Consider the following 11,801-nt stretch of genomic DNA (forward strand, 5'->3'; position numbering starts at 1 on the left):
ATCCGGTTCCGCTATATGACCCGGGACCCGCGCTGCCCATGGTGGTGCACGTTGTAGACGGCACATTGATGGCGCAACTGCCGGGCTAAGCCCACCGCTATATGCAGGCTGAAGGTAAACAGGGAAGACGCAAATATCTACGATACGGCAAAGCAACCTCCTTGTCTACCCCAATTCCGGCGCGATTGCAAGCACCGCCCGGCCCGAAGGGAGCAAAAGGGAGCAACGGATGGAACTGCCCTGCCAGGTTGAAGCAGCGGCTGGAGCAGCAAGTGGAGCAGCAGCTGGAGCAGCAGCTGGAGCAGCGGGTGGAGCAGTGGGTGGACGCGCGATGGCTCCGTGACAGGGGTCACGATAACCTAGGAGTGTCCCGTTAATGATCGGAAGAGAAACCCCATCGGAGAGGAAATAATGAGCAACTCCGCGGACAACAATGATGTTGTCATCGTCGCCGCCGCCCGCACTCCCCAGGGCCGGCTCAACGGCCAGCTGGCCGGTTTCACGGCCGTTGAACTGGGCGCCCACGCCATCAGGGCGGCCCTGGCCGCCGGCGGGGTGAAGGCCGGACAGGTGGACTCGGTGATCATGGGCCAGGTGCTGCAGGCCGGGGCGGGCCAGAACCCGGCGCGGCAGAGCGCCATTGCCGCCGGCATCGGCTGGAACGTCCCCACCGTCACCATCAACAAGGTCTGCCTTTCGGGCCTCACAGCCGTGATCGACGCCGCCCGGATGATCCGCAGCGGTGACGCCACCGTCGTCGTCGCAGGCGGCCAGGAGTCCATGAGCCGTGCCCCGCACATCCTGCCGGGCTCCCGGCAGGGCTGGACCTACGGCACTGTCCAGGCGCTCGACGTCGCCGCCCATGACGGGCTGACGGATGCCTTCGACGGGCAGTCCATGGGCCTGTCCACGGAAAGCAGGAACGTCACCCTGGGCATCGACAGGACCTCGCAGGACGAGGTCGCGGTGCAGTCCCACCAGCGTGCAGCACGGGCGGCCAAGGACGGCGTCTTCGACGGCGAAATCGCCCCGATCAGCGTCAAGCAGCGCAAGGGCGATCCGATCGTCCTGACCGCGGACGAAGGCATCCGGCCGGACACGACCGTCGGCTCCCTGGCCGGCCTGCGGGCGGCGTTCGCCACGGACGGCACCATCACCGCCGGAAACTCCTCTCCCCTGTCCGACGGCGCCGCCGCCCTGGTGCTCTGCTCCCGGAAATTCGCGCAGGACAACGGCCTGGAGTACCTGGCCGTCGTCGGCAAGCCCGGCCAGGTTGCCGGGCCGGACAACTCCCTGCACTCGCAGCCGTCCAACGCCATCAGGAATGCCCTTCAGCGGGCCGGCTGGTCCACCGCGGACCTGGACTTCATCGAAATCAACGAGGCCTTCGGTTCGGTGGCCGTCCAGTCGCTCAAGGACCTCGGCTACCCGCTGGAGCAATGCAATATCCACGGCGGCGCGATCGCCCTGGGGCACCCGATCGGCGCCTCCGGTGCCAGGCTGGCGCTCCATGCCGCGCACGAGCTGAAGCGGCGCGGCACCGGAAAAGCCGCGGTGTCGCTGTGCGGCGGCGGCGGCCAGGGCGAAGCACTGCTGCTCTACCGCGACTGAGCGGATCATGACAGCCAGCAAGCCGGACGACGGGCCGGCCGGCGTCAACAACGGCGCCGGCCGGGAACGGTTCCTGGCCGACGCCGCCGCCCGGGGGCTCGAGGTCCGGCTGGTGGAACGGCTCGCCGCGAACAGCCTGGAGGAAGCGGCCCGGATCCTGGGCATCGAGGCCGCGGACATCGTGAAATCACTCGTGGTCAAACACAAGGACGGCAGCTTCCTGTTCGCCCTCATTCCCGGGGGCCGGCAGATTTCCTGGCCCAAGCTCCGGAAACTGCTCGGCGTCAACAAGCTCTCGCTCCCGACGGCGGAGACGGCCTTCGACGCCACCGGCTACGAGCGCGGCACGATCACGCCGCTGGGCAGCACCTCGCCCTGGCCGGTGTACGCCGACCGGAGCATCACAGGCCGCCGGATCTCGCTGGGCGCCGGCGAGCACGGCTACAGCGCGTTCGTGGAGGCGGATGCGCTCACGGCGGCGCTGGACGCCGTCGTCGCGGACATCACCGAGCCCATCTAGCTCGCAGCAGTTGTCGTTCCCGGCGCTGGGAACGACAACAACTGCGAGTTGGTTGGGCTGGGACGCACGTACCTGGGCCGGGACGCAGGAAACCCCGCCCACCGGAGTGGACGGGGTTTCCCGGAGCTGAACGGAAACGCAGGGCGCTTCCATCCGGCCCCCGGTGGAAGCGTGTTACTTGAGGGTAACGCGAGCGCCGGCTTCTTCGAGCTGGGCAACAGCCTTCTCGGCAGCTTCCTTGGTGACGCCTTCGAGGATAGCCTTGGGGGCGCTGTCGACCAGGTCCTTGGCTTCCTTGAGGCCCAGGGAAGTGATGGCGCGAACTTCCTTGATCACTGCGATCTTCTTGTCGCCCGGGTGTTCCAGGATGACGTCGAATGCCGTCTGCTCTTCTTCTTCTGCAGCAGCGCCGGCAGCGGGGCCAGCAACTGCGACAGCGGCAGCGGTAACTTCGAAGGTCTCTTCGAAGAGCTTGACGAACTCGGAGAGTTCGATGATGGTCAGTTCCTTGAAAGCTTCAATGAGCTCTTCGTTGGTGAGCTTCGCCATGGTGTGGCGTCCTTCCTATAGTGGTGCCCGGCGGCCTGGGGCGTGCCGTCGCACCGGAGTCTGGTGTAGAGAGTTAGTTCTCTTCGGGGGCTGCGGCGTCAGCCGAAGCTTCGGCCTCTGCTGCTGCATCTGCTGCGGGAGCGTCAGCCGGAGCAACAGCCTCGGCCGGGGCTTCTTCAGCGGCGGGCGCCTCGGCTTCTGCCGGTGCACCGTTCTCTTCTTCAAGCTTGAGGCGCAGTGCGTCGATGATGCGTACAGCGGCGGCAGCAGGAGCCTTGAGGATGCCTGCAACCTTGGCGAGCTGCAGCTCGCGGGACTCGAGGGCTGCCAGGGCAGCAACTTCGCTCGCGTTCAGTGCCTTGCCCTCAAAGTAACCGGTCTTGATAACCAGCTGCTTGTTGGCCTTGGCAAAATCCGTCAGGCTCTTGGCAGCGGCAACTGCGTCACCCTTGATGAACGCGATTGCAGTGGGGCCGGCGAGCTGGTCGTTGAATGCTTCGACACCAGCTTCCTTGGCTGCAATGGCGGTCAGGGTGTTCTTGACGACCGAGAACTTGGTGTCCTGGCCGAGAGAGACACGCAGCTGCTTGAGCTGTGCAACGGTGAGCCCACGGTATTCGGTCAGGACAGCGGCGTTCGATTCCTTGAAATCGTTAGTGATCTCAGCTACTGCTGAAACCTTGCTAGGCGTTGCCATAACCCTCCTTCCGGGGATAGTGCCGGTATTGCCCGGTCCCCGCTCAGATGAGCTAAAACTAAAAACGCCCCGCGCAGATGCACGGGGCTTGTCTCGACGCGGTCAATGACCGCGGAGCTTTGCTTCGTTCACCTGCGCCGGCCGCCCTATGTTCAGGGTCCTTCGTCCGGAAACCCACTGGCCCTCCCCGGCACGACTGCAGAATTGAGTCTTGCTTGGGAGAGTGGATTTCCAACAACCGACGGTCTTTGGTCCTCCCAGCCTACGGGACGCGGTGTGTGCACGCCAAATCGGGGCGGGCTGGCAGGCCTGCCCCGCCGGCGGGCTCAGCTGACCGACGGCCCGAAGTCCGGCAGTTCCTTCTCCCAGATACCCGTGACGCCGGCGGTGGTGAAGCCGAGCTGCTGGTTCACCTTGAGCAGGTAGCGGTTGTCCGGGGCATTCCAGGTATAGAGGACCCGTGCGTCCGGGAACTGTTCGCTGAGCCGTTCCATGTTGGCGACCTTGATCAGCAGGCCCAGCTTGTTGCCCCGGTGCTCCTGCAGCACCACGGTGTCGTCCTGGAAGACCACATCGGGCCGCAGGGCAAGGACACTGATGGTGGTCAGGCCCACGAGCGTCCCGCTGGCGAGGTGTTCGACGGCGGTGACCACCGTCCGGCGCCCCTGCGCGATGGTGGCATCCTCCGCCTCACGCAGGATGCCGCCGTCGAACACCATGTCCGCGGCTTCAACCCCCGGAACCCCGTCCTCCCCGGCCCGGTTTTCCAGGGCCGCGACGGCCTCGAGCCATTGGTCCGGGCACCGGTCGGTCCAGTGGTGCAGGCGGTAGCGGCCGGCGTTGGCCTCCTCGGCCTCGGTCTCCAGTTCGGCGACGAGCTTGCTGTCCAGGGGAAGGGCGCAGGCGCTGAACTGCTCAATGTGCTGCAGGGTGTAGCCGGTGAGCCGGGCGAACTCGACCTCCCGGCTGCCCAGCGGGACGAAGCCGAACCCGCTGCCGGGCACCAGTTGCTCGGCGGCACCGTCAGCCAGCGAGGCGCCGGGATGGTTGGTGTCGATCAGGATCCTGTGCCGGCCTTCGTCGCGGGCGAAGTGCTCCGCAGCCTCCAGCAGCTGCCTGCCGACACCCTGGCCCTGGAACTCCGGCAGGATGTCAAGGGTGACCTCGGCGAGGTCGAGGTCGTCCGCGAGCGGCAGGGCGATGTCCGCGGCCCCGACGATCTCGCCGTCGACCTTTGCCACGAGGATGACCTGGCGCTCATAGGGATCGGCGAGCTCGAGCAGCTTTTCCTGCGGGGCGTAGGCGAGGTCGTCGCTGCCCCACGTCTGCATGCGCACCTTGCGCCCCACTTCGACGGCGGCCAGGAAGTCGGCGGCGTCCGGCCCGTCGAGGGAATCGGGTATCCACAGCTGTTCAATCCGCACGTCACTTGCCATAGAGGGCATCATCCCAGCCGTTCTGCCACCCATCGGTGCCCGAGGCCCGGCTCCAGCCGGGACTTTCAACCGCCAGCATATGCCGGTTTCCGTCGGCGTTCCATGGGGCGCGGTCCGGAGCGGGCTGACGGGCGTAGGCGTCCGCACCCTCCACGGCGGAGCCGGGTCAGCCGACGGCGGAGCCCGCGTCACGCCCGGACGCCGCCCGCAACGGTCCTGACGGTGCGCTGCCACTCGCCGTCGTAGCCCCGGCGACGCGAACCCGAGCGGGATGCTGATGGCCAGGAATACATCGCCGGGAACGCAGAAAGACCGCCCCGCAGCGTGCGGGACGGTCTTCCTGGTGCTCCTTGCGGAACTGTTGAGGATTAGACCTCGGTCAGGACCTTGGTGACGTTGGGGTCAACCGAGATGCCCGGGCCAAACGTCGTGGCGACGGTGGCCTTCTGGATGTAGCGGCCCTTGGAAGCGGACGGCTTGAGGCGAAGGACCTCTTCGAGGGCGGCAGCGTAGTTCTCGGCCAGCTTGAGGGCGTCGAACGAAACCTTGCCGATGATGAAGTGCAGGTTGGAGTGCTTGTCGACGCGGAAGTCGATCTTGCCACCCTTGATGTCGTTGACGGCCTTGGCGACGTCAGCGGTCACGGTGCCGGTCTTCGGGTTCGGCATCAGGTTACGCGGGCCCAGGACCTTACCGAGGCGGCCGACCTTGCCCATGAGGTCAGGGGTGGCGACGGCTGCGTCGAAGTCGGTCCAGCCGGCTGCGATCTTTTCGATGAGGTCATCGGAACCCACGAAGTCGGCGCCGGCTGCGATTGCTGCGTCAGCCTTGTCGCCCGTGGCGAAGACGAGGACGCGGGCAACCTTACCGGTGCCGTGGGGGAGGATAACCGTGCCGCGGACCATCTGGTCGGCCTTGCGGGGATCAACGCCGAGGCGGAACGCAACCTCAACGGTGGCGTCGAACTTGGACGGGTTGGTGTCCTTGGCCAGCGTCACTGCCTCGAACGGCGCGTAGAACTTCTCCGCGTCGATCTTGGCTGCGGCTGCCTCATATGCTTTGCTGCGCTTTGCCATGCTGCTTATTTCTCCTTGTGCAGTTGTGGTCTGCGGACCGCGCTGGGCCCTGCCACAGTCGGGACTCCGAACGGTTCATCCGTACCGGATTTCCAACATTTCAATGTTTAGTGGTGCCGGTCGCCCGGCGGTAAAGGCTATTAGCCTTCGACGGTGATACCCATGGAACGGGCGGTGCCGGCGATGATCTTCGCTGCGCCTTCGAGGCTCGTGGCGTTGAGGTCTTCCATCTTGGTGGTGGCGATCTCGTTGACCTGGGCCTGGGTCAGCTTGGCAACCTTGACGGTGTGCGGGGTCGGTGAACCCTTGGCAACGCCTGCAGCCTTCTTGATGAGCTCCGCAGCCGGCGGGGTTTTGGTGATGAACGTGAAGGAACGGTCCTCGTAGACCGTGATTTCAACGGGGATAACGTTGCCGCGCTGGGCTTCTGTCGCAGCGTTGTACGCCTTGCAGAATTCCATGATGTTGACACCGTGCTGGCCAAGCGCAGGACCGATCGGCGGAGCCGGGTTAGCGGCACCTGCCTGGATCTGCAGCTTGATGAGGCCGGTGACCTTCTTCTTGGGAGCCAATGTAGGGTCCTTCTCTCAATAACGTCCTGGGGCACAGGAGCGTGCCTCAGGTTGGTGGCCGCCATGGCGAGGCGGCCGGCCGCTCCGGGACTGCTAAGCGGGCAGCCCGGGGCGAATTCTATGCGGAAAGCTAGATCTTGCTGACCTGGTTGAACGCCAGGGTGACGGGGGTCTCGCGCTCGAAGATGGAGACCAGCACCACGAGGGTCTGCGAATCGATCTTGATCTCGGAGATCGTGGCGGGAAGGGTCTCGAACGGACCTTCCTTGACGATGACCGACTCGCCGACCTCGAAGTCGACGTCGACCTGGGCGGCAGCGTGCTTGACCGGCTTGCCCTTCTCGGCCTGCTCCTCTTCGAAGACCGGCGCGAGCATGGAGAAGACCTCATCGAGGCGCAGCGGCACGGGGTTGTGGGCGTTGCCCACGAAGCCGGTCACACCGGGGGTGTGGCGGACGGCGCCCCAGGAGGCATCCGTCAGGTCCATGCGGACCAGGACGTAGCCGGGAATGCGGACGCGGTTGATGATCTTGCGCTGGGCATTCTTGATCTCGACGACTTCCTCCATCGGAACCTGGATCTCGAAGATGTAATCTTCCATGTCCAGGGTCTGGATGCGGGTCTCGAGGTTTGCCTTGACGCGGTTTTCGTAACCCGCGTAGGAGTGGATGACATACCAGTCACCCTCCTGGCGGCGCAGCTTGGCCTTGAACTCATCGGCCGGATCGACCTCGGCGGCGGCAGCGGCGGCTTCGAGAGCGTCGGCGTCCCCGGCGGACTCGGCGTCGGCGTCCTCGGCTTCGAGAGCGCCCGCGTCCTCGCCGGACTCGGCGTCGGTGTCCTCAGCGGACTCAGCGTCGCCCCCTTCGGCTGTCTCGGCGTCGCCGTCTTCGGTGTCCTCAGCTACGGCCTCGTCAGTGACATCGGATGCGGGCGCAGCAGACGCAGCCTCGGACTCTTCCACGGCTTCCACCGCGGCGTCCTGGCTCTTATCCAGCTCAGTCTCAGTTACCTCGAGCTCCTGCTCAGACACTTGGTCTCCTGCTTCCTCATTGCCTAACATGCCTATTTAAATGACTCAATTCCGCACACCCCGCAGAATCCCCGGTTTCCCGGGGAATCCACACAGGCTGCGGACCGGTCGCCTTAGCGGTTCGTGGCGCCCTGAGCGCCGAAGACCCAGCTCACTCCGGTCCCGAAGGCCAGATCGAGCAGGGTGACGATGAGCATCATGATGGTCACGAACACCAGCACCACGAGCGTGTAATTGACCAGTTCCTTGCGGGTTGGTGCCACGACCTTCTTCAGTTCGCCGATCACCTGGCGGACGAAGAGTGCGATTCGGGCGAAGAAGCCAGCCCTGGCGGCATTCTTCGCGGGGCGGCCTTTGGAGCTGCTCGCAGCTGTTTCGGTCACCTGGTCCTCACTCATCCTCGCAATGTCGGATTCCCGGTTCTGGACTGAACCATGGTTGCTGCGCTGGTTCCGGATTTCCCGGAACAGCATGCGCAGGGCAGACAGGACTCGAACCTGCAACCTGCGGTTTTGGAGACCGCTGCGCTACCAATTGCGCCACTACCCTATGGATTGAAACCCCGCTCCGGCCACGCGTTCCCAGACTTCACTGAGGCGCAGGCCATCATCGTGTTTTCAACACCGGAGAACCAGTCTACGCAACAACTGCGTCTACGTCGAACCGGCCTCTCCCGGACCGCTGGCGTGCCTGCGAAAGTGGGCCGAATGCCTCCGGTCACATTTGTCTGCCGGCACACCGGACGATCCGCTGAACAGCATAGAGTAGATTCCGTCGAATCCCACAACCAGCCTCCCCAGCTGCAAGCGAAGAATGGACCCGCCATGCCTGCCGCCCGCATCTCCCAGCGCATTTCCGCCATAGCCGAATCCGCCACCCTGGCCGTCGATGCCAAGGCGAAGGCATTGAAGGCGGCGGGCCGGCCTGTCATAGGCTTCGGCGCCGGCGAACCCGATTTCCCCACTCCGGGCTACATCGTGCAGGCCGCCATTGAGGCCGCCGGCCAGCCGAAGTACCACCGCTACTCCCCCGCCGGCGGCCTGCCCGAGCTCAGGCAGGCCATCGCGGACAAGACCTTCAGGGACTCGGGCTACCGGGCCGAGGCGTCACAGGTGCTGGTGACCAACGGGGGGAAGCAGGCCGTGTACAACACCTTCGCGACCCTGCTGGATCCGGGCGACGAGGTCATTGTCCCCACCCCGTACTGGACCACCTACCCGGAGGCCATCCGGCTCGGCGGCGGCGTGCCGGTGGAGGTCTTCGCCGGGCCGGAGCAGGGGTATCTGGTCACCGTGGAGCAACTGGAAGCGGCCCGCACGGACCGGACCAAGGTCCTGCTTTTCGTTTCCCCGTCCAACCCCACCGGCGCCGTCTATTCGCCGGAACAGGTCAGGGAAATCGGCCAGTGGGCGGCATCCAAGGGACTGTGGGTGGTCACCGATGAGATCTATGAGCACCTGACGTACGACGGCGTGCCGTTCACCTCGATTGCCACGGCAGTTCCCGAACTGGGGGACAAGGTGGTCATCCTCAACGGGGTCGCCAAGACGTACGCCATGACCGGCTGGCGGGTGGGCTGGATGATCGGCCCGGTCGACGTCATCAAGGCCGCCACCAACCTGCAGTCGCACGCCACCTCCAACGTCTCGAACATCCCGCAGGTCGCGGCCCTCGCCGCGGTCTCCGGCCCGCTGACCGCGGTCGATGAGATGAAGGTCGCCTTTGACCGGCGACGCAAGGCGATCGTGGCCGGCATGAACGCGATTGAGGGCGTTGAATGCCCGACGCCGAAGGGCGCCTTCTACGTATACGCTGACGTCCGCGCCCTGCTCGGCAAGGAGTTCCCGTCCGCGGACGGTCCCGTCCGGCCCTCGACGTCCGCGGAGCTGGCCGCCCTGATCCTCGACGAGGTCGAAGTTGCGGTGGTTCCGGGCGAGGCCTTCGGCCCCTCCGGTTACCTCCGCCTGTCCTACGCCCTGGGCGACGAGGACCTGGCCACGGGCGTCGGCCGTCTGCAGGACTTCCTCGGCAAAGCCAAATAGGACCCTCCCTCAGCTTTCGCAGCGGAATCCCGAACGCTCCCTCACATTTGGCAGGTAAAAGACAGACGCTCCCTCACTCGATGTGAGGGAGCGTCTGTCTTCGGGCAGCAGGACCTGCGGGAGCGTCTGTCTTTGGGCAGCAGGGTGCGGGAGGATCCGACGGCGGTCAGAGCAGGCGGCGCTCGGCTGCCCAGCGGGTCAGTTCGTGCCGGCTGGAGAGCTGGAGCTTGCGCAGCACGGCCGAGACGTGGGTTTCCACGGTCTTGATCGAGATGAACAGCTCCTTGGCGACTTCCTTGTAGCTGTAGCCGCGGGCGATCAGGCGCATCACTTCGAGTTCGCGGGCGGAGAGCCGGTCCAGTTCGTCGTCGGCGATGTCGGCCGGGGCGGTCCCGAAGGCGTCCAGGACAAAGCCCGCCAGCCGGGGTGAAAAGACGGCGTCGCCGCCGGCAACCCGGCGGACGGCGTCGGAAATTTCCGCGCCGGAAATGGTCTTGGTGACGTAGCCGCGCGCCCCGGCCCGGATGACGGAGACCACATCCTCCGCGGCATCCGAGACACTCAGCGCCAAAAACCTGGTGGTGGCCAGCAGCGGGGCGGAGCCGGCCAGCACCTCACGCCCGCCGCCGCCGAGGCCGCCGGGCAGGTGCACGTCCAGCAGCACGACGTCGGGGCGGCCCGCGGCGATGACCGCGACGGCTTCCTCCACCGTGCCCGCCTCGCCGGCAACCACGATGCCGGAATCCAGATCGGCCTTGAGGCCGGACCGGAAGATGGCGTGGTCATCCACGATCACCACCCGGATCGTCCGGGCCGGGCTGCCTGCTGCCGCGTTGTTCACGGTGGTCCCTCTCGTTTGTCGATGGATGGTGCCGCGGATGGCGCCGCGGAGGCTGCCGTCGCTCCGGCGGCGGCCGGTGCTGTCGCTGACTCCGTCAGAGACTCCGTCGGGGACACCGGCAGCCTGAGCCGCACCTCGGTGCCGTCCGGGCCGCTGCTGATGGCTGCGGTGCCGCCGTGCCGGCGCATCCGCCCCACGATCGACTCGCGGACGCCGAGGCGGTCCGCGGGGACGGAGTCCGGATCGAATCCGGGCCCGCGGTCCTTCACGAAGACCTCAGCGGCGCCGTCGGTGACTTCAAGGTACACGGACACGGCCCCGCCGCCGTGGCGCGCGGCGTTCAGCATCGCCTCGCGGGCCGCCTGGACGAGGGCCTCGTGGCGTTCGGTCATGGCGCAGTCTCCGACGCTGACCACGTCAACGGCGAGCCCCAGCGAATCCTCCACCTCCGCGGCGGCGGCCTTGATGCCGTCCGAAAGGTGGCCGGCGTCCTGGCCCGGATCCCGGTACAGCCAGGCCCGCAGTTCCCGCTCCTGCGCGCGGGCAAGCCGGAGCACATCGTGCTCGTTCCCGGCGCGCCGCTGGATCAATGCCAGGGTCTGCAGCACGGAATCGTGCAGGTGCGCGGCGATCTCGGCCCGCTCGGTGGCACGGACCCGGCCGGCGCGTTCGGTTTCCAGATCGCGCCAGAACCTCAGGGCCCAGGGAAGCAGCACCAGGGCGACGCCGCCCAGGACCGCCACTGAGGACAGTAGGGCAAGCCAGGTCTGCTGCCAGGAGCCGGATCCGGACACCATCACCAGCACGCCGGCGACGACGAGCGCCAGCCCGGCCGCGAGCCGGGCCCAGCCGCCGGCCTGGTCGGCCTTGGTCTTGTCCACGAGGCCCGCCCGGCGGGTCTCGTCCAGCTGCATCCAGGCGATCGCCGCGCCGCCCAGGATCGCCGCGACCGGAATGAGGGTGCCCAGCGGCACGTCGACGCCGAACATCCGGGCGATCAGGATTCCGGCGGCCAGCAACAGTCCGGTGCCCAGCAGGATCTCCTTGCCGAAGGGCAGTCCCGGGATCCTGGCCCGGGGGGACCCTGCCGCTGCGGCGGGCGGACCCTGCGGCGCGGCCGGACCCTGCGGCGCTGCCGGGGCCGCGGGCACGCCGGGCGCCGCGACGGGTGCGCTCACCGCCGGGGCAATGGGCGACGCCGGCCGCCGGGCGTTGCGCCTGGCGCTTTCGTCCGCGGTGGGCACCATGATCCAGAGCCAGGCGTAGAACGCGAAGCCTGCGCCGCCGGCGAGGGCGGCCACCACCATGCCGATCCGGACCATCCGCACCGGCCAGCCCAGATGGTTGGCGAGTCCTGCGCACACCCCGGCGATCACACGGTCGCTGCTGCGGACCAGCGGCGGGCGGGAAGGGGCGGTTGTCAT

At 66.7% G+C, this 11,801-nt stretch carries 12 protein-coding genes and 1 tRNA gene; 3 read left to right on the forward strand and 10 right to left on the reverse strand.

Annotation, left to right across the window (positions count from 1 at the left end; translation table 11 throughout):
• Nucleotides 1-411 precede the first annotated feature (411 nt).
• The gene (locus J9611_RS00605) at nt 412-1,611 is read left to right on the forward strand and encodes an acetyl-CoA C-acetyltransferase (RefSeq protein ID WP_211876690.1); all 1,200 of its coding nucleotides are present in this window, start codon (nt 412-414) and stop codon (nt 1,609-1,611) included.
• A 7-nt stretch (nt 1,612-1,618) separates the two neighbouring features.
• A complete protein-coding gene (locus J9611_RS00610; protein WP_211876691.1) occupies nt 1,619-2,131 on the forward strand; it encodes an aminoacyl-tRNA deacylase in 513 nt (170 codons plus the stop codon).
• Between the two features lie 174 nt (nt 2,132-2,305).
• On the opposite strand, the gene rplL is transcribed toward J9611_RS00610, so the two are convergent.
• The 8 genes from rplL to J9611_RS00650 all read right to left on the reverse strand — a co-directional run bounded on the left by rplL (nt 2,306) and on the right by J9611_RS00650 (nt 8,043).
• Entirely contained in the window at nt 2,306-2,680 is a 375-nt protein-coding gene (rplL, locus tag J9611_RS00615) for a 50S ribosomal protein L7/L12 (RefSeq protein ID WP_211876692.1), read from the reverse strand.
• 73 nt (nt 2,681-2,753) lie between these two features.
• On the reverse strand, nt 2,754-3,377 hold the full coding sequence (gene rplJ, locus J9611_RS00620) for a 50S ribosomal protein L10 (protein ID WP_211876694.1): 624 nt from the start codon (nt 3,375-3,377) through the stop codon (nt 2,754-2,756).
• A gap of 326 nt (nt 3,378-3,703) precedes the next feature.
• A complete protein-coding gene (locus J9611_RS00625; protein WP_211876696.1) occupies nt 3,704-4,813 on the reverse strand; it encodes a GNAT family N-acetyltransferase in 1,110 nt (369 codons plus the stop codon).
• Nucleotides 4,814-5,181: 368 nt separating this feature from the next.
• Nucleotides 5,182-5,889, reverse strand: a complete 708-nt coding sequence (gene rplA, locus J9611_RS00630; RefSeq protein ID WP_211876698.1) for a 50S ribosomal protein L1 — start codon at nt 5,887-5,889, stop codon at nt 5,182-5,184.
• Nucleotides 5,890-6,029: 140 nt separating this feature from the next.
• Nucleotides 6,030-6,461, reverse strand: coding sequence for a 50S ribosomal protein L11 (gene rplK, locus J9611_RS00635; RefSeq protein ID WP_024365990.1), 432 nt, complete (start codon nt 6,459-6,461; stop codon nt 6,030-6,032).
• A 130-nt stretch (nt 6,462-6,591) separates the two neighbouring features.
• The gene (gene nusG, locus J9611_RS00640; RefSeq protein WP_211876700.1) at nt 6,592-7,494 is read right to left on the reverse strand and encodes a transcription termination/antitermination protein NusG; all 903 of its coding nucleotides are present in this window, start codon (nt 7,492-7,494) and stop codon (nt 6,592-6,594) included.
• A gap of 113 nt (nt 7,495-7,607) precedes the next feature.
• Nucleotides 7,608-7,892, reverse strand: coding sequence for a preprotein translocase subunit SecE (gene secE / locus J9611_RS00645; protein ID WP_211876702.1), 285 nt, complete (start codon nt 7,890-7,892; stop codon nt 7,608-7,610).
• A 78-nt stretch (nt 7,893-7,970) separates the two neighbouring features.
• A tRNA-Trp gene (locus J9611_RS00650) sits at nt 7,971-8,043 on the reverse strand.
• Nucleotides 8,044-8,318: 275 nt separating this feature from the next.
• Between J9611_RS00650 and J9611_RS00655 the strand changes: the two genes are divergently transcribed.
• Nucleotides 8,319-9,536, forward strand: coding sequence for a pyridoxal phosphate-dependent aminotransferase (locus J9611_RS00655; protein WP_211876707.1), 1,218 nt, complete (start codon nt 8,319-8,321; stop codon nt 9,534-9,536).
• A gap of 166 nt (nt 9,537-9,702) precedes the next feature.
• Here J9611_RS00655 and J9611_RS00660 read toward each other — a convergent pair whose 3' ends face one another.
• Nucleotides 9,703-10,377, reverse strand: a complete 675-nt coding sequence (locus J9611_RS00660) for a LuxR C-terminal-related transcriptional regulator (RefSeq protein ID WP_307856990.1) — start codon at nt 10,375-10,377, stop codon at nt 9,703-9,705.
• On the reverse strand, nt 10,374-11,801 hold a 1,428-nt coding region (locus J9611_RS00665; protein ID WP_211876708.1), incomplete at its 5' end, for an ATP-binding protein. The genes J9611_RS00660 and J9611_RS00665, both read right to left, overlap by 4 nt.

Origin of the sequence: Pseudarthrobacter albicanus, from assembly GCF_018224015.1 — a bacterium.
Classification (GTDB): domain Bacteria; phylum Actinomycetota; class Actinomycetes; order Actinomycetales; family Micrococcaceae; genus Arthrobacter; species Arthrobacter albicanus.

What these genes read in the sequence shown, in the direction of transcription:
- J9611_RS00605 (WP_211876690.1), top strand. Translation starts at nt 412, where the DNA reads ATGAGCAACTCCGCGGACAACAATGATGTTGTCATCGTCGCCGCCGCC.
- J9611_RS00655 (WP_211876707.1), top strand. Translation starts at nt 8,319, where the DNA reads ATGCCTGCCGCCCGCATCTCCCAGCGCATTTCCGCCATAGCCGAATCC.
- rplJ (WP_211876694.1), bottom strand. Translation starts at nt 3,377, where the DNA reads ATGGCAACGCCTAGCAAGGTTTCAGCAGTAGCTGAGATCACTAACGAT.
- J9611_RS00610 (WP_211876691.1), top strand. Translation starts at nt 1,619, where the DNA reads ATGACAGCCAGCAAGCCGGACGACGGGCCGGCCGGCGTCAACAACGGC.
- rplA (WP_211876698.1), bottom strand. Translation starts at nt 5,889, where the DNA reads ATGGCAAAGCGCAGCAAAGCATATGAGGCAGCCGCAGCCAAGATCGAC.
- rplL (WP_211876692.1), bottom strand. Translation starts at nt 2,680, where the DNA reads ATGGCGAAGCTCACCAACGAAGAGCTCATTGAAGCTTTCAAGGAACTG.
- J9611_RS00625 (WP_211876696.1), bottom strand. Translation starts at nt 4,813, where the DNA reads ATGGCAAGTGACGTGCGGATTGAACAGCTGTGGATACCCGATTCCCTC.
- secE (WP_211876702.1), bottom strand. Translation starts at nt 7,892, where the DNA reads ATGAGTGAGGACCAGGTGACCGAAACAGCTGCGAGCAGCTCCAAAGGC.